Genomic DNA, 23,298 nt, shown 5'->3' with positions numbered 1-23,298 from the left:
GCTATGCAGCTCATAGACATCCAGAAGCACGAATACGGTTTCTCTCTGGATCCGACGCGATACCTGGATTGGCTTGAACGGTTCGGTGATCAGCTCCCCCGCGGGGCCGCCGCGTTTGCGAGCGATCCGGGGCATTACGCGTTCGGCGACCGGTGCCTCAAGTCCCTGGTGCTGGATTCGGTGAGTCTTGGCCCTGGCGACGGCCGCTCCGGCGCTCAACTGGTCTTTCGAGCGTTCGCGGGCGGCGGCGAACCGATACTGGTCATCCGCTATCTCGGTATCACCGAGTTCTCGGTGAAGCTGGATCCTGAAGCTCAATCGAACCTGGAAGTACTCCTCGATGAGATCCTCCCGGCCGATTCGGGCTGTTCCCATGAGATTCGGTTGACTGTCGGCTCCATCCTGATTTCCTGCCGTGACCTGGACGCCGAGTGGCACGTTGACCCCTTGCGGAGTAGTCCAGGCGTAGATCGTGATCTTCATGGGTGAAGGGCGAATTGGCGGCGGTGCCACACCCTTGCACATGACTGACCATCCTGTCCAAGGACGACCTTGTCGGCGGGCGGGCGCGCTGTCCTCCTCGAAACTCAGCGAGATTGAAGACGCCCTCCCACTGAACTAGTCCATGAAACTATGGTTCATGCAAGTATACTTGCATGAACCATAGTTACATGAAATGAGGGACAGTAGTGGACAAACCTTCCTCCCTCTTCGCGCGCGACCGCGAATGGGGCGCCCTCGACCGGTTCGTGAACAGCCCCGAACCCGACCTGACCTTGGGCATCCTCAGCGGCCGCCGCCGCCAGGGCAAGACCTTCCTTCTCCAATCACTGACCCGGGCCACCGGCGGGTTCTATTTCGCGGCGGAGGAGGCGACCGAGGCCGAATCGCTCGCCCAGTTCGGCCAGGCGCTTTCCGACTACCTCCAGACCCCTGGTTCCTTCACTTTCACCTCGTGGAGGGAAGCCTTCGACCAGGTCTTTGACCACTGCCGCGGCCGCACGGTCGTCATCGACGAGTTCCCCTACCTCCTCAGCGCTTCCCCCTCCCTGGCCTCAGTGATCCAGCACCAGGTCGACTCGCGCCAGCAGCCGTGGAACGACGGCGGCCGCACCCGCCTCATCCTCTGCGGCTCGGCGATGTCGGTCATGGGCGGGCTTCTGAACGGCAACGCGCCCTTGCGAGGCCGCGCCTCGCTCGAGATGGTCGTCAAACCGTTCGACTACCGCACCGCCGCCCGATTCTGGAACGCCGACGACCCGCGCCTGGCGATGCTCCTGCACTCGATCACCGGCGGCACGCCCGCGTACCGGACCCGCTTCGTCGGACACCAGGCCCCGGAATCACTCGAGGGATTCGACCAATGGGTGATCGACAGGGTCCTCGACAGGGAATCGCCGCTCTATCGCGAAGGGCGGTACCTCATCGCCAGCGAAGGCGGCGTGCGGAACGCCTCGCTGTACCACGCGGTCCTCGGCGCGATCGCCGCCGGCCGCCACACCCGCGCCGGCATCGCTGAACACTGCGGACGCCAGGCATCCGACCTCACCCACGCGCTGTCGGTCCTGGAAGACTGCGACCTCATCCGGATCGAGCCCGATGCCTTCAAGGCGAACCGGCACCTTTTCCGCATCAGTGAGCCGCTGATCCTCTTCTACGAAGCGGTCATGCGCCCAGCCTGGTCGCGGCTCGAACTCGGCCAGGCCGAAGCGGTGTGGCGCGAGAGCGCACCGAAATTCGACAGCCGGGTCATGGGGCCGCACTTCGAACAACTCTGCCGTGCCTACGTCGCCACGACCGACCGCTTCGGCGCCTACCCCGCCGAAGTCGCCTCGGGAACCTTGACCGACAAGGCGACCAGGACCCCGATCGAGGTCGATGTCGTCGCAACGACAGCGGCCGACGCCAATCGGCCCAAGCGACTACTGTGCGTCGGCGAGGCCAAGTGGGGCACGCGCATGGACTTGCACCACCTCGCGCGCCTCGCCCGGGTCCGAGACCTGCTCGCGGCCAAGCACGATATGTCGGAGACCGCATTGGCATGCTTCAGCGCCAAGGGCTTCAGCGACGACCTCGTCGCGGCCGCGTCGAAAGACGCGCGAGTTCACCTGATCATGCTCGAAGACCTCTACCGCTAACCCCCCGCTCTGCGGAGCCAGTCGGCGAGCGCTTCGAGATCGCGGTGAGTAATGCCCCGGGAAGGGTCGACGGGGTGCAGCAGTGCGCGGTCATCGTGACGTGCGGCGACCCAATCGATGTCAGCGTCAGTGATCTCGTCGTCGACCCAGGCGAACGGACGCCCGCTTGCCCATGCGGCCAGCGGGCGAGTCTTCCAGTGCAGGCTGAACCACCGGTCTTCGAGCTCTTTCTCAGTTGACGGTTCTGGCCAGTGCACCACCCGCAATCGAGCGAGACCCAGCAATGGCGCCAGCACCGTGTTGGCCTCGTCTTCCCAGGTTGTGGCCCAGACCAATTCGCATGGTAGCGCTGCCAGTCGATCTCCCAGGTCGGAGCGCATCGCTGCGAGGTACGGGTCTGAAGCGCCCGCCGCCGATCGGTCTCCGCCCTGCCGGCTGAAAGGGACCACGGTCCCATCGACATCGAGGAAGAGGAGCGGCTTCTCAGCAATCCCGGTCATGTCCTGCTCATCGTAGGTGCCGCAACGTGATCGGTCTGCCTGGACAACCAGCCTAGATAGTCGCGTTGTACTCGAGCTCGTAGGCGCTGCTGTCGAGGACCATTTCGGTGACTTCGACGCAGCGGTCTTCGGTGTCGAAGGCCGTGCGGAGGATCGCGATGATCGGTGTGCCGCCCGGGAGTTCGAGGGCCGCGACTTCGGCTGGGAGCGGCATTCGCGAGCGGAGGCGCTCGGCGAAGCGGACCGGTTCGCGGCCGATTTCGGCGAGGCGCGCGTAGACGCCGCCGGGTCCGGTGTCGGTGTAGACGATCGCGGTGGATCGGACTACGTCGAGCAGGTAGTAGGAGTCGGCGAGCTGGACTAGACGATCGTCGACCGCGAACCGGCGCGAGCGGCGCAGGACCGGATCGCCTGGTGCCAAGCCGAAAGCGGAGGCGAAGGCTTCGTTCGCGGCGGTCTCATCGACGGTTACTTCGACGATGCGGGCGCGCTTGCCGGTGTCGGAGTCCTGGATCGCCTGGCCTCTGCGCCAGGCGCGCATGCGGGTTGGGAAGGATCGAACGATCGGATCGAAGGTTCGCATGTTGCCCCCCCAGCTAGACGGTTACGGAAAAGGCGCGCTTCCCCTTGCAGTGGGAAGCGCGCCGTGTCTTGCGGGCCGGGTGGTCTAGGCGATCTCGCCGGACTTGATCCCGGCGAGCAGGCCGCCGAGGTCGGCGGTACTCACGCGGAGGTGAGAGTAGGTGTCGGCGACGGGAGTCTTGGTGTCCCCCACCGCAACCTCGCTCCCCGAGACGGCCACAGCCACGCATTGACCGCTGCCGCCCCCGTTGCTGCGACTGCTCTTCCGGAACACATCACGAGCCCAGCGACCATCGGTGCCAGCACCATGACTCATCGTTCCACTTCCTTCAACTTCTCCGATAGATAGGCGGATGTCTGCTTTTCATCCATCGCATCCTGCCAAAGCCGCTCGTAGATACCAGTAAACGAGTCTATGTCAGGGGTCTCAGCGACCACCGCGCCCACGGGCGTCTCGACATGCACCAGGGTTGGCCAGGACTCATCCATCTCCAGGATGGTGAATCCCCCGTTGACCTCGTAGATCGTAGGACTGGGTGATGTCAGAGGCAGGAGCCGCAGCTGCACATTGGTATACGCAGAGACTCGCAGCAGGTGTTCGAGTTGAGCCGTATGCACTTCGTCCGGTACACCAGGGAGCCGGTGGAAAAGCACCGCTTCATGGATGACGAACCTTGCTGTCGGACCCGACTGCTTGCGGAGTAGCTCGGCGCGCAGCAGTCGCGCTTCGATGAACTTCGCAGCCTCGGCCTGTGAATCTCCTGGCAGGCCTAGCTTGATCAGCGCAGCGGCATAGTCCGGGTGCTGGAGGAGGCCTGGGTAGAACGAGACCTGGTAATCGGCGATCCGGCGCGAGTTGTGCTCGGCCCAAAGGAAATCGGCGAAATCCTGATCCGATACCAGCGTGTCCCACCAGCCACGTTGGGCGACGTTCTCGGCGATGTGGACGAGCTTTGCGCGCTCGCCCCGCTCGGCCACACCGTACAAGTTCATCAAGCTGAGCAGTGCATCGCTCTTGACAGGGAAGGTCCCGATCTCGAAGCGGTTCACCGTGGTTGTGCCGCATTCGAGGTAATCGGCGACATCCTTGATGCTCAGGTCCTTGTTCTTCCGCAGATCACGGAGCTTCTGCCCGAGCCATTTCGCCCGCCAAGTGGGGCCTTTCGGTTCCGTCATCGTCGTCCTTCCGCCCATGCAGCTCCGGGGGTCTTGGCCGCCTCAGCGCGACTGTAGCACCCAAAAACCTCGAAACACGCGCGAGTTGGTCTTGACACTGATAGTGGTACTACACCATTATTGTGGTTATCGCGTCGCAAGACGCGGGACGAGACCTAATTCGGGCGCTCGGGCGGGCAGACTTGCAGGGCAGGGTCCTGCTGGTGGGGCAGGACTGCTGCCGCCCTCTTGAGCCAGCCCGCCCGGCCCGGTGATGATCATCGACGCGGCTGGGTCGGGCGGGCATCTACAACTGCACCAACCAAACAGCACAAGGCCGCACACAGACAGCGGCCCGCCGGTCATAAAACTTTGGCGAGTTCTCCGGCGGGCCGCGCTACCTAGAGAAACCGAGGCTTCTCATGGGTCTTCTCAGCGTACCCGTCGATCGCGTGCCCGCCTGGGCCAAGATCGACCTGCAACTTCACCAGCCGTATCGAACCTTCCTCGGCCTCGGCCGTCTTCGCTGCGACTGGTGCGGCGAGCGGTGGGGCCGTCACGGCTGCCTCATCCGCGAGTCAGCCGCCAAGCTTTTCGTCTACACCGCCAGCGAGGCCCAAAAACAGGCCGCGCTCGACTCCGGCGACCTCACCTCCGACGATCTCAAGCTCCGGCGTCGCCGACCCGCCCGACACCGCCGCAAACCGCGCCCGTATCCGGTCGCGGCATTCGGGCAGGTGGCGTGACCATGCCCGACACCGCTTCGACCGATCGCTCGGTCGTGATTCGCCGTGGCGGGCATTGCTTCCGCTTCATCCCCGACCTCGCCGCTGGCGAAGTTCGCATCATGCTGCTGTTCAGCGCGGAGACTGCTCCCGTGGGAGTCATTCGGTCCCTCCGGGAAGCACCGACAGCGGAGTTGGCGGAAGGGTGTCCGGCCGAACTGCAAGACGATGCACTGCGGCTCGCCCGCGAGGTGTTCTTTCGGGCCGATTTCCAGCAGACCTGTTTTGACCAAGCTCTCGCCGGGATCAGGGCGCGGGTGAACCGGCCTGAGTCCGCTTTAGATCAGGCGCCTTTCTGGCTGTGAGCCAAGGCCGAGGGGGTCTGGGCTCCGACGATCGCCGGAGCCTCCTGGATCAGGTTGTCGTCGTTGGCGGCTTCGACCATGAAGAGGGCGAAGTCGGTGCGGCGGGTGATGTTGCTGTCGAGGATGGGGTCGCCGACGTGGCGGCTCCATACCGGGAGTCCCTGGCTCGGGCCCTCTTCGAGGTCGGAGCCGCGCACGACCGTCCAGCGGGTGCCGCTGTTGAAGATCAGGTCGGTGGCGCGGTACTGGTCGTCGAGGTCGATGAGGCGGGTGACCTTCATGAAGCGGGCGAAGGCGACCTGGGCTTTGAGCAGCCGGGAGTACTTGTCCTGGCCGTCGCGGGTGATGTGCCAGCCGCACGAGAAGATCAGGCGCGCATCGGGTTTCGCGAAGTCAATCACGGCTTTGGCGGTGCCCGAGGAGTAGTCCTGGACGCCCCACGGCACGAGCACGGACAGGACCGCGTCGCAGCCCTCCACGGCCTTCTTGATGACCTCGCGGTCGTTCGTCTGGCCGCCGTGGATGGTGATGCGGTCGGCGTAGTCGGCGAGCTTCGGGATGCTCTTCTCGCGGCAGACGCCGACGACCTCGTAGCCGCGGTCCAGCGCGTGCTGCACCATATAGCGCCCCAGCTTGCCGGAGGCGCCGACGATGCAGAGCTTCTTCCCCGTGTGCTGCTCGATGGGTTCCATGACTTGCTCCTAAGGGTGAAGGGTGGTTCTTCCTTTACACTGTACAGGAGAACTGTACGGTGTACAGTACGGCGGGAAGTTTTCTTGGAATGGAGCGCTGGATGGCGGAGGACGCTGCACCTGCCCGTGGTCGCGGCTCGTTGAGCAGGGAGAAGGTCCTGCGCGAGGCCGTCGCGATGGCCGATGCGGCGGGCGGCGAGGTGCCGAGCACCCGCAAGCTCGCCGAGCGGCTCGGGGTGCGGGCCATGGCGCTCTACCACCACTTCAAGAACAAGGACGAACTCCTCGACGGCATGGTCGACCTCGTGTTCGCCGAGATCGAGCTGCCTGAGGACGGCGTCGCCTGGGACGAGGCGATGCGGCGTCGCGCCTCCTCGATGCGCGACGCGCTCAACCGGCATCCGTGGGCCGTCGCACTCATGGACTCGCGGGCCAACCCCGGCCCGGCGACGCTGCGGCACCACAATGCGGTGATCGGCTGCCTGCTCGCGGGCGGGTTCACGATCGCCGGCGCGGCGCACGCGTTCTCACTGCTCGACAGTTACGTCTACGGGTTCGCGATCCAGGAGCAGGCGCTGCCGTTCGAGGACGGCGCCGACATGGAGGAGGTCGCTGCGGGCCTCGTGACCGAAGAGGCCGCCGCAGCGTTCCCGCACCTCGCGGCGATGGCGCTCGAGCTCACCCTCAAGCCGGGGTACCGGTACGGCGACGAGTTCGCGGTCGGTCTGGGGCTCATCGTGGACGGGCTCGCCGCACGCCGCGAATCCTGGTAGGGCGAGACGGGAGGGCATATCGGCGGGCAGGGCCGCCGCGGCGGCGTCCATTCGTTCCCTGCCGCGCCTGCTGGTTTTTCGACCGCATCGACACGGCCCCGGGTCTGGACTTTCGCAGGCCGCGTGGTCCAAGATGGGGCCATGTGGCCCCGATCGACCGATCCCTTCCCCTCGGGGAGGATCCAGTGCACCCGCTTATCGGGTTCCTGATCGCCGTGGGGCTGTTCGCGATCGGCCTCTACGGAGTCCTCACGCGCCGCAACGCCGTCCTCCAGCTCGCCGCCGCCGAACTCATGCTCGGCGGCGTGCACCTCGTGCTCGTGACCGCCGACCTCGTCCACAATGCCTACACCGGGCAGAGCTTCGCACTGTTCATCGTGGTCATCGCCGCCGCCGAGGTCGGGGTCGGGCTCGCGCTCATCCTCAACCTGTGGCGCGAGCGCGCCACGATCGACACCGACGACCTCCCCGAAGAACCACCGCACGACACCGGGAGCGGCCGATGACCCCCGGACTGCTCCTCATCGGCGTCCCCGCCGCGGCGGGCCTCGCCGGGCTGCTCGTCCGCCCCCGCGGCCTCGCGCGCGTCCTCGCGGTCGCCGGCCCCGCGGTCGCGCTGCTCCTGGCGGCCTGGTGCGCCGTCGTCAACCCCCGGTTCGCCTTGACGCTCGCGGACTTCGACTCGATCCAGGTCGACCTCGCGCTCGACCTGTCAGGGACGGCGAGCGCGGTGGCGCTCGCAAGCGCGTTCGTGACGCTCCTCGTCCAGGTCTACTCGGCCGCTTATCTGCGCGACGACCCCCGGTATGCGCCGTTCGCGGCGCAGGTCAACCTGTTCTGCGCCGCCATGCTCCTCGTGGTCGCCGCCGACGACCTCGTGTTCCTCCTCATCGGATGGGAGGTCATGGGCGCCTGCTCGTACCTGCTCATCGCCCACTACGCGAAACTGCCCGAAGCGCCGGGCGCGGCGGCGAAGGCGTTCCTGGTGACGCGGTTCGGCGACGTCGCGTTCGTCCTCGGCGTGATGGTCCTCGGCGCGGCCGCCGGGTCGTTCCGGATCGAAGCGGTCGCGGCCGTGCCCGAAGGGGCCGCGACGGCGGGGATGCTGCTGATCCTGTTCGGCTGCATCGGGAAGTCGGCGCAGTTCCCGCTGCAGATCTGGCTGCCCCCGGCGATGGCCGGCCCGACGCCGGTGAGCGCGCTCATCCACGCGGCGACGATGGTCGCGGCGGGCGCGTACGTGCTGACGCGGCTGGCGCCGGTCTGGCCCGAGCCGCTGCTCCTCGTGGTCGCCCTGGTGGCGGCGGTGACCATGGTCGGGGCGGGGCTGTGCGCACTGGCGGCGAGGGACCTCAAGGGCGTGCTGGCGTGGTCGACGGTGAGCCAGGTCGGGTTCATGTTCGCGGCCGTGGCGGTGAGCGCCGGCGACGCGGCGCTGTTCCATCTCGTCTCGCACGCGGCGTTCAAAGGGCTGCTGTTCCTCACTGCGGGCGTGATCATCGCGGTGGCGGGCACGAACGGCTCGCTGCTGACGACCCGGCTGCGGCCGGGCGACGCGCCGCTGGCGTTCGCGGCCATGACGATCGGGCTCGGAGCGATGGCGGGACTGCCGCCGCTGGGCGGCTTCTACAGCAAGGAGGCGGTCCTCGGCGCGGCGTACGAGGCCGGGAGCCCGGCCGGAGTGGTCGTGTTCTGGGCCGGGGTCGGGGCGAGCATCCTGACGGCGGCGTACTCGGCCCGGTTGTGGCTGCTGCTGTTCTGGCGCGGCGCGCCCGAGCGGGAGGCGCGGGCGGCCGTGCCGGGCGCCGAGTCGTTCAGCTTGTGGGCGTTGATGATCGCGACCGTGGCGGTCGGGGCGGTGTACTACGCGGGGCCGTTCGAGGTGCCGGAGCTGCACCTGGACCTGATGGCGCTGCTGCTGCTCGTGACGGCCGGCGGGTTCGCGGTCATCGCGGACGCGTGGCGGCGACGGCGGCGGGCGACCGGGATCGACCGCGACCCGGCGGGCGTGCTGGGCCGGACGCGGCCCGCGTTCGCGGAAGGCTTGTATGCGGAGCGGTTGGCGGGCAGGGCGACACGGGCGCTGGCGCGGGGCGCGAGCGCGGCGGCGCGGGTGCTCGATGAGCGGCTGGTGGACCGGACGGTCGTCGAGGGGTCGGCGCGGGCGACGCTCGCGGCCGCCGAGGACACCGCGGCCGGGCACCGGGGCGGGCTGGTGCGGTACCTGCGGTTGAGCGCGGCGGGGACGCTGCTGGTCGCGGTGGTGGCGATCGGGGTGAGCCTGTGGAACTGATGCTGGTGCTGGCGGTGGCGGCGCCGCTCTTCGGGGCGGTGCTGGTGTGGGCGTGGCGCGAGCGGGCGGCTGCGCATTGGGTGGGAGTAGGTGCGGCGGCTGCGGCGCTCGTGGCGGTGGCGGTGCTGCCGATCGGGCGCGGCAACGGCAACTGGATGACCTACGGGGCGAGCCTCGAGGGCGGCTGGTGGCACCAGGTCGATTTCGCCTGGGCGCCTTCGCTCCACCTGGACTTCGCGATCGCGGTCGACGGCATCTCGTGGCCGCTCGCCCTGCTGACGGCGCTGCTCGGCCTGTTGTGCTGCCTCCACAATGCCTTGGGTGCGGAACGGCACACTTCAGGTTCCCTTCAGGTCGGCGCGGCTAGCGTTGGAACCGGGGGCCCTTCCCTAGCCGCGGGCGATGCTTCCAGGGTGCCCGGCGAACCGTTCGCTTCCGGTGCACCCGGCGAACCGCTCGCACCCGGCGCGCCCGGTGCGCTCGGTGTGCCAGGCGCGCCCGGGGGATCGGCGCCCGGCGCGGCAAGCGCTGAAGCCTCAGGCGGATCGGCAGGCGGTGCGGGAAGTGCCGAAGCCTCAGCCGGATCGGCACTCGGTGCGGGAGCCGAACCTCACGCTTCAGCTGCGCTTCAGGTTCCCGCCGATAGCGTTGCAACCGGGGGCCCTTCCCTGGCGCCGAGTGGGACGGTCGGCGTGCCCGGGAAACCGTCGCCGATGTTGACCGTGCTGCTGCTGGCGGTCCAGTTCGCCTCGACGCTCGTGTTCTTCGCGGACAACCTGATCCTGTTCTTCATCGCGTTCGAGGCCGTGCTCCTCCCGATGTGGGCGATGATCCGCCGGTACGGCGATCCGGCCGCGCGGCGGCATGCGGCCGCGAAATTCGCGCTGTTCACCGTCGCCGGGTCGCTGCTCATGGCCACCGGCCTGTTCGTCGCCGTCGCCGACACCGGGACCGCCGATCTCGGGGCGATCATCGTCGCCGGAGGCGTCAGCCCGGGCCTCTCGGTCCTCGTGTTCGCCTTGCTGGCCATCGGGTTCGCGGTCAAAGCCCCGCTCTGGCCGCTCCACTCGTGGCTCCCCGACGCGCACACCGCCGCGCCCACGGTCGGCTCCGTGCTCCTCGCGGGCGTGCTCCTCAAACTCGGCACCTACGGCCTCATCCGCGTCGCCGGCGGCATCGCCCCCCAAGGCGCGGCCGACGCCTCACCCGTGCTCGCGGTGCTCGCCGCGCTCGGCATCCTCGTCGCCGGCCTCGTGTGCCTGAGCCTCCCCGAGCTCAAGCGGCTCATCGCGTACTCCTCGGTGGGCCACATGGGTTTCGTGGTCCTCGCGTTCGCGACCGGCACCGAAGCCGGCGTCAACGCCGCGCTCTTCGGGAACCTCGCGCACGGCCTCATCACGCCCCTCCTGTTCTTCCTCGTCGGCGCCCTCAAAGCCCGCACGCGCACCGGCCTCCTCGGCTCCCTCGGCGGCCTCCGGCTCGCCGCGCCGATACTCGCCGGGGTGCTGGGCTTCGCGGCGCTGGCATCGCTCGGGCTGCCGGGCCTCGCGGGATTCTGGGGCGAGGCCTTCACCGTCTACGCGGCGGCCGAGCGCGGCGGCGCGTGGTTCGCGCTCGCCGCCGCGGCGGCGTTCGGGGCGTTCCTGGCCGCGGCGTACCTGCTGCGGATGCTGCGGCGCGTCAGCCACGGCCCGGTCGCGCCCGCGACCACGGGCATCGGCGATGTATCCACTGTGGAACTCGTGGTGTGGGCGCCGCTCGTGGCGGGGACGCTGCTGCTCGGCCTCATGCCGGGGCCCCTGCTGGACCTGTTCGCGGAGGGGCTGCTGTAGATGCGGGTGCAGGCGATCGACCACGTGGCGCTGCTGCCGCTCTACCTCGCGGCCGGAGCGGCCGTGCTCGCGCTGTTCGCGGGCCGGGCCTCAAAGGGCTGCATGATGATCGGGCTCGCGGCGGCCGCGGTCGCGGCGCTGTGGGCGGGCGGTGGCGAGGACCGGTCGACGTTCGCGGTCGGCGCCTGGCACTCGTTCGTCGCCGACGACGCCGCGATGGGCGCGGCGGCCCTGTTCGCCGGGTTGAGCGTCCTGGTCGCGGCGGTGAGCGGGCGGCAGTCGGGCGAGTACTGGTTCCTGCTGGCGGTCTCGGCGGCGGGCGGGATCACGCTCGCGGGGGCGCGGGACCTCATCACGCTGATCGTCGCGCTCGAGACGCTGACCGTGCCCCTGTACGTGCTCGTCACCAAACCCGGCCGGGACGGCGCCGAGGCGGGCGTGACGTTCCTGATCGCCTCGATCGCGTCCTCGGCGACGGCGCTCATGGGCGCGGCGTTCCTTTACGCCGCAGCGGGAACCGTGCACCTCGAAGGGCTCGCGGCGGGCCTGGCGGAAGCGGACCCGGCGCTCGTGGCGGCCGGGGCGGCGCTGCTGCTCGGCGGGCTCGCGTTCAAGCTCGCGGCCGCGCCGCTGCACGCCTGGGCGCCCCTGGTGCTCGAGCGGGCGCCGCTGCCGATCGCGACGTACCTCGCGAGCGCCTCGAAGCTCGGCGGCGCGATCGCGATCATCTGGGTGGTCTTCTTCGGACTCGAGGCCGGCGCGGGGAGCGCCACCGGGATCGTGGTCGCGGCACTGAGCGTCGCCTCGATCGCCATCGGGAACCTGGGCGCGCTCGTGCAACGCCGGACGGTGCCGCTGCTCGCCTGGTCCGGCATCGCCCACGCCGGCTACGCGCTCGCCCCGCTCGCGGTCGTCACGACGGCGGCCGGCCGCGAGGACGCCGCGGCCGCCGCCTCGGCGGCCCTCGCCTACGCGGTGTTCTTCGTGCTGCTGGAGGCCGGCGCGTTCGCTTCCTTGACGGCGGTCAGACCGGCCTGGACTTCGGACCGGGCCGCCGGGGTGGAAGCACTGGCTGTCGGCGGGCACGGCACGGAAGAAAGCCGAGATGAGCTCGCTATCGGCGAGCGTCGCACCCCTCTGGAAGCATTGAAAACGGGGGGTCCCAGTCTCGGCGAAGCTCGCGAGTCGTCAATCAATGGAGTGTCCGATTTGAAGGCTGGCGCCGGGAATGTCCCCGACCAGGAGTCGGGTGAAGGCGGGACTATCGCTGAACTCTCCGGGCTTTGGCGCTCCGCTCCCCTGCCCGCTTCGCTCTTCCTCTTCTCGGTGATCGGGCTCGCCGGGCTGCCGCCCGCACTCGCAGGGACGTTCGCGAAGGTCGCGATCCTGGAGGTGCTGGCCTCGTCCGCGCTCTGGCTGGCCGTGATCGTCGCCGCAGGGGCGGTCCTCGGGCTCGCCTACTACCTGCCGCTCGCGCGCACCGTCCTGCTCGGCCGCGGGCCGTCGACCGCCAAGGGCCGCTTCGCGATCGCGCTCGCCGCGGTCGGGCTCGCGCTCCTCGCCGTCACGCTCGCGCCGCAGGTCGTGTTGGACTTCACCGCCGTTTCTCGGTAAATTCCCAGCTCACAAGGAAATACTGGCCGTAACCAGGATGTTGCATTTCCCACAAGGAGGGAAACCAACCACCATGAAGCACCACAACGGCCTCAAAACGGCGGTGCTGCTCGGCGCGATGTCGGCGCTCGTGATCGCCGTCGGCTACCTGCTCGGCGGCTCGACCGGCATCCTCATCGCCGGTGTCATCGCCGTCGGCATGAACGCCTACGCCTACTTCAACTCCGACAAGATCGCGCTGCGCGCCATGCGCGCCCGGCCCGTCGCCGAAGCGCAGGCCCCGCAGCTGTACGCGATGGTGCGCGAGCTCGCGCACCGCGCCGGCCAGCCGATGCCGCGCCTGTACCTCTCCCCCACCATGCAGCCGAACGCGTTCGCCACGGGCCGCAACCCCGAGAACGCCGCGGTCGCCGTCACCGAGGGCATCCTGCAGCTGCTCACCCCCGCCGAGCTGCGGGCCGTGATCGGGCACGAGCTGTCGCACGTCTACAACCGCGACATCCTCATCTCCTCGGTCGCCGGGGCGCTCGCCGGCATCATCACGATGCTCGCGAACCTCGCGATGTTCCTGCCGTTCTTCGCCTCCGACGACGAGGACCGGCCGAACCCGCTCGTGCTGCTGCTGACGATGATCCTCGGCCCGCTCGCGGCCGGGCTCATCCAGATGGCCGTCTCGCGCTCGCGCGAGTACGAGGCCGACGCCGACGGCGCCCGCCTCACCGGCGACCCGCTCGCGCTCGCGAGCGCGCTCGAGAAGATCTCGGCCGGAATCGACCGGATGCCGGCGCGCGCCGACAGCCGCATCGCGGAGCAGTCGCACCTGATGATCGAGTCGCCGCTGCGCGGCGGCGGTCTCGCCAGCCTGTTCTCGACCCACCCGCCGACGGCGGACCGGGTCAGGCGGCTGCGGGAGATGGCCCGCGGCATCGTCCGCTAAAAGGCGCAGCACCGAAGCAGGGCATGGCGAAAGCCGCGTCGACGGATGTCGACGCGGCTTTGTCACGGGTGCGGGCGGCACCGCTCAGTACGAGGAGCCGCCACCGTGAAGGTCCTTGAAACCGGTCCGCACGTCCAGGAGGTACACCAGCGCCGCGGCGATCGCCACCAGGGTGAAGATGAGCCCCGATCCGGGGCTCGTCAAGCCGAACAGCAGGGACAGGCCCAGGCTGACCGCCAGGATGCCGAGCCAGGCGCCCTTCGAGAGGGTGCCGACGGCGTTGAACGCGTCGGGCTTCTGCACCGCGCAATGGGTGAGAGCGATCACCGACAGCAAGGCAGATCCAAGTGAGATCGCCAAGTAGACGTAGGCGCGTACATCGAAGGCGAACGCTGCTGCGAACTCTGGCATGCGAACAGCCTACCCGCAGGTACTCGGGAGCCGGTCGACTCGGTTACTTGCCGAGCTTGCGACGCTGCACGCGGGTCTTGCGGAGCAGCTTGCGGTGCTTCTTCTTCGCCATGCGCTTGCGCCGCTTCTTGATGACCGAGCCCATAGAGCTTCCTCACAGATGTTCACTAGACAATTTTTCGAGCCCGACCAGCCTAACGCGCCCATCCGGCGGCCCCCGCGCCGGGCGAGCGGAACCGCAGGCCCCGTCACAGCTGGCGCGTGGCGGGACCTGCCGGGCCGAGGGGGATCAGTCGTCGGTCTGGAGCGCTTCGGAGAGGTAGGACTTGACGGCCGACTCGGGCACGCGGAAGGAGCGCCCGACCCGCACCGCCGCGATCTCGCCGTTGTGGACGAGCCGGTACACCGTCATCTTCGAGACGCGCATCAGCTCGGCCACCTCCGTCACCGTCAAGAACTTGACCTCGTCGAGGAGGTCCCCGGGTTCGCTCATGTGTCTCACCGTTCTGTCGAGGGCTGTTGCGAGCACTGCTGCAAGGACGTGGGGTTGTGTGATGTGTTTGAGGTGCGGCGGACGCGAATGCCCATATGAACCGAAACAAGTCGGTCGTCACAGACTGTGACGTTGATGTCTTTCGATTGGGATGAGGCTCATGTTACGGCAGTCCGGGCCACCCGGCAACACCCGATCTCACACGGTCTGGGCAATGAAGGCCGTAATCTCCTCCATCAGCTCCGCATAGCTCTTCCCGTAGATCTCGGGCGCCATGTCCACCGCCGGCTCGCCCTCACGCGCCGTCGCCCCGAAGAACTCGGTGAACTTCTCGACCCCGTACTCGTCGATCATGTAGTGCACACCGAGGAACCCGCACCCGTACTTGCCGGAGCCGGCGAGCGTGTCGTCATCCCCGTCGGGCGGGAGGATGTCGGTCTCGCAGCCGCCCTGCTCGACGTAGTCGCGCACGTCGAGCGCGCGGTCGTACTCGTCGAGCGAGCGGTCGCCGTGGTCGATGTACTCGGCGACACCCTCGACCATCCACCACGTGTCGTCCGCGTACCGCTCCGACGGCGCGGCCCACAGCGTCACCGCGTGCCCGAGCTCGTGCCGGATCACCGAGGTGAGGCCGTAGCCCCAGCCGGTGCGGTCGACGCCCATCACCGTGGCGTAGGTGGAGGGCTGGCGCTCGCCGTTCACCGTGCCGTTGAGGGGCAGCGCGAACCCGAGCACGTCCTCGGAGTCCCAGAACCCCCCGAACCACGACTCGAACTCGGCGTCGCTCGCGATGTAGACGACGTACCGGTCGGGCTTCTCCCAGTACGCCCACTTGTCGGCGTTCACCGCGGCGGCCTCGGAGACCTCCAGGGCCTCGTCGAGGCGGTCGGCCATCTCCAGCGGCACGGCGGTCACCGTGCGTTCACCAACGGCCGCAACGAGATCGGTGACCTCCCACGGGTGCGGGCCCTCGCCGTACTCGGAGTTGGCGACCTCGACCATGACCAGCCCGTCGTCGCCGGCGCGCCAGCGCGAGTCGAAGACGATGTCCGCGGCCTTGCAGGTCTCGGCCGGTTCGACGAAGCAGTAGGAGAGCGCGACGGAGATGTCGTAGAGCGGGACGGCGCCGGACGCGTCCTCGATCGGGCCCGAGGCGATCTGGTAGTCGAAGCGGGAGACCTGCATCGAGGTGAGCGAGTCGAAGCGGCGGGTCATCTGGTCGTGGATCGTCGGGTCGTACGCGGCGAGCCAGCCGTCGAGGCTGTTGTTGAGCAGCGACTCGCTCTGGGCGTCGAGGACGAGCTGCGCCTGCTCCTTGAGGTAGGCCAGGATCTCCGCTTCGGAGGCGTTCGGGCCGGGGCTGGGGACGGTGCCCTCGCCGGGCTGGACCGCGAGCCCCTCGATGGTGCCGGTCTCGGCGGCGGGCATGCCCGGGCGCCAGCCGTTGACGAGGGCCCCGCCGAAGACGGAGCCCGTGACAAGGAGGAGGACGACGAGGATCGTGCCGAGCGGCGATCGTCGCCGGTCGGGCCGCGGCGGGGGGAAGTGGACGTGGCCGCCGGGCCAGGGCGGCATGGCGCTGACCGGGATCGGGCCGGGCGGGACCTGGCCGGGCGGGACGGCGCCGCCCTGGTGCGGGACGGCCGCGTACGGCGCGGTCGGGTACCCGGGCGGCATCGGGCCGGGCATCTGCCCCGGCATGGGGGCCCGGGGCGGGACGGCGCCGGGCGGGAGCATGTCGACCGGGAGCGCCGAGGGCGGGGCGGTCGGCTCCGGGAGGGGAGGCATCGGGGCGGCCTGCGGGATCGCCGCGTTCCCCGTGTCCGCTTGCGGCAGCACCGGTTCCGGTGAGGTGCCGAGCGGCGTCTCGGACCCGGAGCGCTGACCGGGCACGAGCGGGGCCGAGGCGGCCTGCCCGGGGCGGGGTTCGCCGGGGCGGTCATTCTCGGGGGTGTCCGGGGTGAAGTCCTCGGGGGCTTGAGTCACGTTCGCAACTGTAGTCGCCGATCGCTACCCGTGCGAGACCCGAACTGCGGGTGTGGCCTGGGCGTCCAGGGCTTGGCCCGTGGGTCGGGGCGAGGCGGTATCCGAGTCCGTTCGTTCTCTCGCAAGGCGGAAGGTCCTCCGAATACCGGTGTTGTACTCGGAGGACCGACAACGCAGCGAGCGAGCGAACGGGCCGGATACCGGCCGGCCTGACCCACGGGCCAAGCCCTGACTGTGACCAGGACGGGGCCGGGGCCGCTCTGGTACGGCACGGTTCCTCAGAGGACTCCAAGGGACGCGGCGGGCGCGTCTCCGGCGGAGGGGCGCCCGCGGCGGCTTCGAGCGCGCCCTAGGACTTCGTCCACAGTGAGCGGGCGAAGACGGCGAGGTTCGCGGGGCGTTCGGCCATGCGGCGCATGAGGTAGCCGTACCACTGGTCGCCGTAGGGCACGTAGACGCGCATGCGGTAGCCCTCGGCGGCGAGGCGCAGCTGCTCGGTGGGGCGGATGCCGTAGAGCATCTGGAACTCGAAGGACTCCTTGCCGCGGTCGTACCAGCGGGCCCGGTCGATGCCGATCTCGATGAGGCGCGGGTCGTGGGTGGCGAGCATGGGGTAGCCCTCGCCGGCCATGAGCGCGTTGATGCAGCGCACATAGGACCGGTCGACGTCGAGGCTGCGCTGGTAGGCGACGGACTCGGGCTCCTTGTAGGCGCCCTTGCAGAGGCGGATGCGCGAGTCGGCGACGGCCTGGGACTTGCAGTCGTCCTCGGTGCGGCGCAGGTAGGCCTGGAGGACGGCGCCGGTGGAGGCGTGCGTCTCGCGCAGGCGCTGCACGATCTCCAGGGTGGAGTCGGTGACGGTGTGGTCTTCCATGTCGACGGTGACCGTGGTGCCGGCGTCGGCGGCGGCGACGCAGATCTCGCCGGCGCGCTCGTAGGCGAGTTCGGGGTCGATGCGCTGGCCGAGGGCGGAGAGTTTGACGCTGACCTCGGCGGAGGCGGAGAGGCCTTCGGCCTTGAGGGCGGCGAGGAGGCCGAGGTATTCGTCGCGGGTGGCGTCGGCCTGTTCGACGACGACGGTGTCCTCGCCGAGGTAGTCGAGGGTGGCGAGCAGTCCGTCGGCCGCGAGGGTCCTGGCGGTGGCGACGGCGTGGGCCGTGGTCTCGCCCGCGACGTAGCGGCGGACGAGCGATCGCGTCACCGGCGCGGTGCCGACGAGCCGCTCGATCTTCGATGACCGGGCGGCGGCGAGAATGACAGAACGCAGCATGCCTGCAGCGTAGCCGCCCGCGGCGCGCGGCCAGGTCACGGTGGCGTAACACGTGCGCCGCAACATTGGAAACCGCGCCTCAGGACGAGAATGATCGTCTCATTCCAAGGTTCTGAGGCGCGGATACCTGTGTTCGTGTCGAGTATTGGGTGGGTTTCAGGTGGTTCGGGGGTTTCGCGGGTCTTAGAGCTGGCGGTAGGGCCGGGGGGCGGCGGGGCGGTCGGGGCCTTCGGGGACCGGGGCGATCACCGGGCGGTCCTGGTAGGGGCCGAGGTGGAGGGAGCGGGTGACGTCGAGCCGGGGGTGGCGTTTGGCGAGGGCCCAGCCGAGGGGGACGGCGGCGTCGTCGGCGAGGACGAGGCGGGCGGCCGTGTCGAGTTCGAGCGGGCCGAGCCGGCGGAGGGCGGCGCGGCGGACCGCGTGGGACCGCAGCGGCCGGTAGACCGGCCAGAACACGCGGCGGCGGAGCTTCCCGGCGATCGTGCGCTGCGCCCGGCGCGCTTTGCCTGCGGCGCGGCCGAGCGGGCCGGGCAGGCGCTCGAGGCGGCGCAGGGCGCCGCCGGGGAGGCGTTCGACGAGCGCGGTGTACGTCCACACGAAGGGCCGGCGGGTTTCGGCCCGCCCCAGGGAGTAGACGTCGACGCCGGCGGGGAGCGGGGGCGGGTTGTGCCAGCCGAGGCCGTCGGCGACGAGGGCGCTCACCCGCACGCCGCGGGAGGCCACGGCGTCGATGAAGGGCACGGCGCGGCGCACGGAGTTCTTGTGGAAGAGGACGAGGACCACCCGGTCCGGGCCGGCTGCGAGGGGATCGGTCATCGGGGCTTCCTCTCGGCCACGGTGTCGCGGGCCCACTGCTCGAACCCTTCGAGGGCTTTGCCGCGGGTGAACGCGGCGGCGTGGGCGCGGGCCTGGGCGGTGACGGCGGGGTCGGCTTTGCGGGCGGCGTCGCCGGCGTCGGCGAGGGCCGCGGCGATGTCGGCGGGGTCGAGGCTGGCGGGGACGAACCACAGCGGGTAGCCGCGCAGCACTTCCTCCGCGGCGCAGCCGGGTTCGTGGATGGAGACGATGGGTTTGCCGGAGGCCATGTACTCGAAGACCTTCCCGGTGGTCACGTACTTCGAGCCGCCGGTGACGAACAGCAGCACGTCGGTGGCGTCGTAGGCCTCGGCGATGCGGGGCTTGGGGACCGCGCCGCGGTAGTTGACGCCGTCGACGGGGTCGGCGAGGCCGAGTTCGGTGCGGAGCACGGTCTCGCCGCCGGCGAAGAATCCGTAGTGGCCGTAGAGGTCGAGGAAGGCGTCGGCGTGGCGGCCGGACTCGCGCATGAGCCGGAAGGCCTCGAGCATCTCGCGGATCGGCTGCACGAGGGTGATGGTGCCGATGAAGGAGAACGCGAGCGGCCGGTGCTCGTCGGCGGGCGCGGGGTCGGCGGTCTCGGCGAAGACCTCGGGGTCCCAGCCGTTGAGGACGACCTGCATGCGGTCGGCGGCCTCGGGGTACCGCTCGGCGTACCAGTCGAGCATGTTCCGGTTGACGTGCAGGGAGGCCGCGGCCGTGCGCAGGATGCGCCGCTCCCACTTCCACGCCGGGTGGTCGGGCGGGAAGGCGGGCTCGTTCTTGAACTGGCTGAGGGTCCACGAGTCGCGGTAGTCGACGACGAAGGGGCGGCCGGTGAGCTTCCCGAACGCCCACGCCGCGCCGAAGGCCGCGAACGGGTTGCCGGTGGCGACGACCATGTCGAAGGGGCGCTTGCGGTGGCGGCGCAGGGCCTCGCGCAGTGAGGAGAGGCCCCAGGACAGGTAGTTGTCGGGGAAGACCTTCAGGTGCAGGAAGTCGTTGAGGCGGCGGGCGAGGACCGGGAAGTTCCCGCGGAAGCGCCCGTAGCGGCGCACGTCCGTCTCCCACTTGAAGTGGCTGACCGGCGGGGCCGCGATCTCGACGCGGGGGTCGACGGACGCGGCGAACTCGGGGTCGATGGAGCCGGTGACCCGCTCGTAGTAGTCGTCGGGGGCTTTGAAGACGGTGACGTCCCAGCCCTTGGCGGCGAAGTGGTCGGCGGTGGCGCGGGCGCGGAAGACGCCGCTGGCGCGCGAGGGCGGGAAGAAGAACGCCAGGTACAGCAGGCGGGGGCGGTCAGATCGCATGGGGGGCTCGCGGTTCGTAGGAGAACGTGGTGGTCAGCGCGGGCTTGGCGTCGAGCACGGCGGGGAGCCAGTCGACGGCGAGCTCGACCGCCTGGGGTTCGCACAGGACGATCCAGTCCGCGTCGTACTCGGCGACGGCGGCGCTGATGCGCTCGATGCGGCGGGCGACGCGCAGCGCCTCGGTGGCGCGGCGGCGGTCCTTGTCGCGCGGGTCGATGACGGTGCGCTTCCAGCGGCGCGCGACCTTCTCGGCCGGGCGGCGCAGCGGGCCGCGGCCGATGCGGCGCAGGCCGCCGAGCGGCAGGCGGCGCAGCAGGAGCCGCTGCAGGCGCGGCTCGGGGGTGTGCAGTTCGCCCGCGCTGATCCAGCGGACCTCCACGCGCGGGTCGAGCGCGAGCCCCGGGTGCTCCTCGGCGACGACGCGCACGGTGTGCCCCTCGTCGAGCGCGAGTCGGGTCTCGAGGGCGAGGGCCTTGCGCCACACGCTCCTCGGGGCGATGAACAGGAGCTTCACCGGTGGCCTCCGTCGGTCCGGTCCCAGATCTCGAAGTGGCGCTCGGCCACCGTCGCATAGGAGTACTTGCCGCGCAGGTGGTCCCGCGCGGCCTTGAGGTCGGTCTTCTCGGGGTGGCGCTCGCACAGGTCGCGGTAGGCGGCGACGAGCACGTCCGGGTCGTCGTCCACGTCGTACATGCCGCCGGCCTCGGTCTCGATGCCCTGCAGCACCTGGTCGGAGCCGCCGCAGCGGGACACGAGGACGGGCAGGCCCGCGGCGACCGCCTCGACCACGACCACACCGAACGTCTCGTACCGGCTGGTGTGGACGAACAGGTCGTGCGAGGCCATGAGCGACGGGACCGCCTCGGGGGCGACCGCGCCGAGGAACCGCACCGCGTCGGCGACGCCGAGTTCCTTCGCGAGGGCCTCCATCTCGGCGCGCTGCTTGCCGTCCCCGGCGAGGGTGAGGGTGAGCTGCGGCCGCTGTTCGCGGCAGCGGCGGAACGCCTCGAGCAGGTAGTCGATGCGCTTGCGCTCGGTCATGCCGGCCACCGACAGCCAGCGGTCGAGCGAGACGGGGGGCGCGGCGCGCGGCCCGTCGAACGCGATCGGGTTGGCGATGTACTCGAGCTTGTGCGCCAGGTGCGGGAACGCGGCGGCGATCTGGTCGTGCAGGGGCTCGCCGACGACGAAGAACCCGTCCGCGCGGTCCAGGACCTCCTCGTACCGGGCCCGCGCCTCGGGCTGCTCGAGGACGCGGTCGAGGAAGGACGAGTGCTCGGTCATGTAGACCTTCGCGTCCGGGAGGGCGTTCTCGAGCGCCGCCCAGCCGCCGGTGATCGGCACGTGCGCGTGGACGATCGGCGCGTCGAGCGGTTCGCCGCGCAGGGCGGCGGTGAGCCACCGCGCCGAGGCGTCGGAGTGCGCGATCCACGCCGGGTCGCGCGGGGTGAGCGTTACGACCCGGTGCAGGACGGCCCCGCCCGCGGTCGCCAGCGGCGCGTCGGTGCGGCCCAGGAGCCGGGTGTGCAGGTCGATGAGCGCCGGGTTCGCGTCGAGCGCGGCCCGCGGCGTCCCGACCGGCCAGGACTTCAGGTGGTAGACGGTGAGCTCGTCGCAGCCGTGCGCGACGGCCTCCACTTTGGCCTGGACGAACGCGCCGCCGTAGGCCACCTCCGGGTCGGGGTACCAGGGGGTGACGACCGCGACCCGCCGCCCGCTCACGCCCGGCCTCCCACGAGGCCCCGGTACACGCCGTCGAGCACGCGGGCCTGCGCGGCCCAGGTCCACTCCTCGAGCGGGACCTTCTCGGCGTACGCCCGCCGGTACGACTCGGGGTCCTCGAGGACCTTCGCGACCGCCCTGACGAAGTCGGCGGTGTCCTCGGCGCGGAACACCTCGCCCTGGCCGGTGCGGCGCACCTCCGCGGCGATGGTCTTCACGTCCGAGACCACCAGCGGGAGCCGGGCGTGGGAGTAGTCGAAGAACTTGGTGTTCAAGGAGATCTCGTGATTCTGGTGGTGGTGGTTGGGACTGACGCCGATGTCGGCGGCCGCGACGAACCGCACCACCTGGTGGTGCGGGACGTGGTCGAGCAGGTGGACCCGGTCGGCGACCCCGAGCTCGTCCGCGCGGGCCATGAGGGACCGCACGTACGCCCAGTGGTGCTTCGAGAGCACCAGGGCCGCATGCACTTCCGGCAGCTGCGGCAGCGCCTCGACCATGATGTGGATGCCGCGCTGGACGAGCGGGACGCCGCTGTAGATCATGAGCGGCACCGTCTTCCCGATCCCGCACAGCTCGCGCAGGTCGGGGACCTCGTCCGCGTCCGACCAGTCGCCCTGCGCGGGGATGTCGGGGGTGTTCATGACGACCGCGGGCCGCGTCGCGAGGCCGTGCTCGGCGACGAGGAGGTCGGCGAGGGGTTCGGAGACGGTGACGACCGCGTCGGCGAACGGCGCGAACTCGCGCTCGTGCGCGACCTGCGCGGCGTGCCACCACGGGTGGTCCTTCCACGGCTTCATGCCCGGCAGGAACTCGTGCGCGTCCCACACGAGCTTGACGTCCCGTCCGGCCGCGGCCGCGCGCGCCTTGGCGCGGGCGCCGACGCCGAGCATCTGGAAGTCGTTGGCGTGGATGAGGTCCGGCTCGAGCGCGTCGACGACCGGGGCGAACGCGAGCTCGAGGTCCCACAGGGCCGGGTCGAGCCGCCGCCAGGCCCGGTCGCCGAGCGCGGCCTTCCAGAACCGGAACGCGATCCGGTCGACCGGGGCGGTCGCCCGCTCGCGGCGCTCGCGCACCCGGCGGCTGAGCCGGGTGCGGGCCTTGATCCAGCCGCTCGCGACCTTCACGGCGAACGTGCGGCCCGCCAGCGCGAGCGAACCGGCCGCGCTCGGGTCGGCCTTGAGGCGCGCCTTCTCGTACGCGAGGTCGGCGTTCCAGGCCTGGACCTGCTTGCGGCGGTACGACTCGAGCGGCCCGGGCGGGTACGCGAACGGGCTTCTCAGCCAAGGGCGGCGCACTTCGTGGCGGCGCTTGTCGAAGTCGCGCCCGGTGGGCACGAGCCGCACGGTCGCGCCGCCGAGGTCCCATTCCTCGGCGCGTTTGTCGGTGCGTCCCAAGAGGAACACCTCCCAGCCCGCGGCGGCGGCCGAAGCGGCCTCCTTCTGCACGCGGGAATCACCGACGACGCCGTTCTGGACCAGCATCACGATGCGGCCGGCGCGCTGAGCCATCATGTTCCTCCGAGGGTTCCGGCCGGATTCGATCCGGCCGCGTTGCACACCAGATGATACGAAACCACTTGATTCACCTTTCGTTTTCCCGCAGTTGGCCGCCTATGCAAGTGGCGTCCGAATGACGTTCTCTCACATTCGATTGGGTCGGATCC

Annotated in this window: 25 protein-coding genes; 10 read left to right on the top strand and 15 right to left on the bottom strand. The window is 70.0% G+C overall.

What is annotated here, in order from left to right; all coding sequences use genetic code 11:
* Positions 1 to 3: 3 nt before the first annotated feature.
* On the top strand, positions 4 to 489 hold the full coding sequence (locus AB0K52_RS17190) for a hypothetical protein (RefSeq protein ID WP_363532862.1): 486 nt from the start codon (positions 4 to 6) through the stop codon (positions 487 to 489).
* Between the two features lie 200 nt (positions 490 to 689).
* Positions 690 to 2,138, top strand: a complete 1,449-nt coding sequence (locus AB0K52_RS17185; protein WP_363532859.1) for an ATP-binding protein — start codon at positions 690 to 692, stop codon at positions 2,136 to 2,138.
* Here the strand turns inward: AB0K52_RS17185 and AB0K52_RS17180 are convergent.
* From AB0K52_RS17180 to AB0K52_RS17165, 4 genes are all read right to left on the bottom strand, one after another.
* Positions 2,135 to 2,638: an HAD domain-containing protein gene (locus AB0K52_RS17180; RefSeq protein ID WP_363532856.1), complete on the bottom strand. Its 504-nt coding sequence runs from the start codon at positions 2,636 to 2,638 to the stop codon at positions 2,135 to 2,137. The genes AB0K52_RS17185 and AB0K52_RS17180 overlap by 4 nt on opposite strands.
* 52 nt (positions 2,639 to 2,690) lie before the next feature.
* Positions 2,691 to 3,179, bottom strand: coding sequence for a UTRA domain-containing protein (locus AB0K52_RS17175; RefSeq protein ID WP_363532853.1), 489 nt, complete (start codon positions 3,177 to 3,179; stop codon positions 2,691 to 2,693).
* A gap of 126 nt (positions 3,180 to 3,305) precedes the next feature.
* On the bottom strand, positions 3,306 to 3,536 hold the full coding sequence (locus AB0K52_RS17170; protein ID WP_363532850.1) for a DUF397 domain-containing protein: 231 nt from the start codon (positions 3,534 to 3,536) through the stop codon (positions 3,306 to 3,308).
* Positions 3,533 to 4,396, bottom strand: a complete 864-nt coding sequence (locus AB0K52_RS17165) for a helix-turn-helix transcriptional regulator (protein WP_363532847.1) — start codon at positions 4,394 to 4,396, stop codon at positions 3,533 to 3,535. Before AB0K52_RS17165 ends, AB0K52_RS17170 begins: the two co-directional genes overlap by 4 nt.
* A gap of 401 nt (positions 4,397 to 4,797) precedes the next feature.
* On the opposite strand from AB0K52_RS17165, the gene AB0K52_RS17160 reads away from it, so the two are divergent.
* Together AB0K52_RS17160 and AB0K52_RS17155 are read left to right on the top strand one after the other, a co-directional pair.
* Positions 4,798 to 5,121: a hypothetical protein gene (locus AB0K52_RS17160; protein ID WP_363532845.1), complete on the top strand. Its 324-nt coding sequence runs from the start codon at positions 4,798 to 4,800 to the stop codon at positions 5,119 to 5,121.
* A 2-nt stretch (positions 5,122 to 5,123) separates the two neighbouring features.
* The gene (locus AB0K52_RS17155; RefSeq protein ID WP_363532842.1) at positions 5,124 to 5,465 is read left to right on the top strand and encodes a hypothetical protein; all 342 of its coding nucleotides are present in this window, start codon (positions 5,124 to 5,126) and stop codon (positions 5,463 to 5,465) included.
* Here AB0K52_RS17155 and AB0K52_RS17150 read toward each other — a convergent pair.
* The gene (locus AB0K52_RS17150) at positions 5,444 to 6,157 is read right to left on the bottom strand and encodes an NAD(P)H-binding protein (RefSeq protein ID WP_363532839.1); all 714 of its coding nucleotides are present in this window, start codon (positions 6,155 to 6,157) and stop codon (positions 5,444 to 5,446) included. The two genes, AB0K52_RS17155 and AB0K52_RS17150, sit on opposite strands and share 22 nt — an antisense overlap.
* A gap of 101 nt (positions 6,158 to 6,258) precedes the next feature.
* Between AB0K52_RS17150 and AB0K52_RS17145 the strand changes: the two genes are divergently transcribed.
* From AB0K52_RS17145 to htpX, 6 genes are all read left to right on the top strand, one after another.
* On the top strand, positions 6,259 to 6,930 hold the full coding sequence (locus AB0K52_RS17145; RefSeq protein WP_363532836.1) for a TetR/AcrR family transcriptional regulator: 672 nt from the start codon (positions 6,259 to 6,261) through the stop codon (positions 6,928 to 6,930).
* 185 nt (positions 6,931 to 7,115) lie between these two features.
* Entirely contained in the window at positions 7,116 to 7,436 is a 321-nt protein-coding gene (gene nuoK / locus AB0K52_RS17140) for an NADH-quinone oxidoreductase subunit NuoK (RefSeq protein ID WP_363532833.1), read from the top strand.
* Complete coding sequence (locus AB0K52_RS17135; RefSeq protein ID WP_363532830.1) at positions 7,433 to 9,223, top strand: proton-conducting transporter membrane subunit; 1,791 nt, start codon at positions 7,433 to 7,435, stop codon at positions 9,221 to 9,223. The genes nuoK and AB0K52_RS17135 overlap by 4 nt, the downstream gene beginning before the upstream one ends.
* Before the next feature lie 713 nt (positions 9,224 to 9,936).
* Entirely contained in the window at positions 9,937 to 11,055 is a 1,119-nt protein-coding gene (locus AB0K52_RS17130) for an NADH-quinone oxidoreductase subunit M (RefSeq protein WP_363532827.1), read from the top strand.
* On the top strand, positions 11,056 to 12,669 hold the full coding sequence (locus AB0K52_RS17125; protein WP_363532824.1) for a proton-conducting transporter membrane subunit: 1,614 nt from the start codon (positions 11,056 to 11,058) through the stop codon (positions 12,667 to 12,669).
* Positions 12,670 to 12,742: 73 nt separating this feature from the next.
* A complete protein-coding gene (htpX, locus tag AB0K52_RS17120) occupies positions 12,743 to 13,606 on the top strand; it encodes a zinc metalloprotease HtpX (RefSeq protein ID WP_363532821.1) in 864 nt (287 codons plus the stop codon).
* Positions 13,607 to 13,690: 84 nt separating this feature from the next.
* Here htpX and AB0K52_RS17115 read toward each other — a convergent pair whose 3' ends face one another.
* From AB0K52_RS17115 to AB0K52_RS17070, 10 genes are all read right to left on the bottom strand, one after another.
* Positions 13,691 to 14,017: a DUF2516 family protein gene (locus AB0K52_RS17115; RefSeq protein WP_363532818.1), complete on the bottom strand. Its 327-nt coding sequence runs from the start codon at positions 14,015 to 14,017 to the stop codon at positions 13,691 to 13,693.
* Between the two features lie 43 nt (positions 14,018 to 14,060).
* A complete protein-coding gene (locus AB0K52_RS17110) occupies positions 14,061 to 14,162 on the bottom strand; it encodes an AURKAIP1/COX24 domain-containing protein (protein WP_081687713.1) in 102 nt (33 codons plus the stop codon).
* Positions 14,163 to 14,306: 144 nt separating this feature from the next.
* Positions 14,307 to 14,510, bottom strand: a complete 204-nt coding sequence (locus AB0K52_RS17105) for a helix-turn-helix domain-containing protein (protein WP_208496988.1) — start codon at positions 14,508 to 14,510, stop codon at positions 14,307 to 14,309.
* A 198-nt stretch (positions 14,511 to 14,708) separates the two neighbouring features.
* Positions 14,709 to 16,496: a hypothetical protein gene (locus AB0K52_RS17100; RefSeq protein WP_363532815.1), complete on the bottom strand. Its 1,788-nt coding sequence runs from the start codon at positions 16,494 to 16,496 to the stop codon at positions 14,709 to 14,711.
* Positions 16,497 to 16,845: 349 nt separating this feature from the next.
* Complete coding sequence (locus AB0K52_RS17095) at positions 16,846 to 17,766, bottom strand: proline dehydrogenase family protein (protein ID WP_363532813.1); 921 nt, start codon at positions 17,764 to 17,766, stop codon at positions 16,846 to 16,848.
* Positions 17,767 to 17,949: 183 nt separating this feature from the next.
* Positions 17,950 to 18,582 (bottom strand): hypothetical protein, encoded by a 633-nt coding sequence (locus AB0K52_RS17090; protein ID WP_363532810.1) that lies wholly within the window; start codon positions 18,580 to 18,582, stop codon positions 17,950 to 17,952.
* Positions 18,579 to 19,910 carry a glycosyltransferase gene (locus AB0K52_RS17085; protein ID WP_363532807.1) on the bottom strand — a complete coding sequence of 444 codons (1,332 nt, stop codon included), beginning with the start codon at positions 19,908 to 19,910 and terminating at the stop codon, positions 18,579 to 18,581. Before AB0K52_RS17085 ends, AB0K52_RS17090 begins: the two co-directional genes overlap by 4 nt.
* The gene (locus tag AB0K52_RS17080) at positions 19,900 to 20,424 is read right to left on the bottom strand and encodes a hypothetical protein (protein ID WP_363532804.1); all 525 of its coding nucleotides are present in this window, start codon (positions 20,422 to 20,424) and stop codon (positions 19,900 to 19,902) included. The genes AB0K52_RS17085 and AB0K52_RS17080 overlap by 11 nt, the downstream gene beginning before the upstream one ends.
* A complete protein-coding gene (locus AB0K52_RS17075; protein WP_363532801.1) occupies positions 20,421 to 21,632 on the bottom strand; it encodes a glycosyltransferase family 4 protein in 1,212 nt (403 codons plus the stop codon). Before AB0K52_RS17075 ends, AB0K52_RS17080 begins: the two co-directional genes overlap by 4 nt.
* Positions 21,629 to 23,143, bottom strand: a complete 1,515-nt coding sequence (locus tag AB0K52_RS17070; RefSeq protein ID WP_363532798.1) for a glycosyltransferase family 4 protein — start codon at positions 23,141 to 23,143, stop codon at positions 21,629 to 21,631. Before AB0K52_RS17070 ends, AB0K52_RS17075 begins: the two co-directional genes overlap by 4 nt.
* Positions 23,144 to 23,298: the final 155 nt, after the last annotated feature.

The organism is Glycomyces sp. NPDC049804 (assembly GCF_040674615.1).
In the GTDB taxonomy this organism is placed as follows: domain Bacteria; phylum Actinomycetota; class Actinomycetes; order Mycobacteriales; family Micromonosporaceae; genus Glycomyces; species Glycomyces niveus.
The sequence above is the reverse complement of the archived record's forward strand: the minus strand, read 5'-3'. Positions and strand labels throughout refer to the sequence as shown.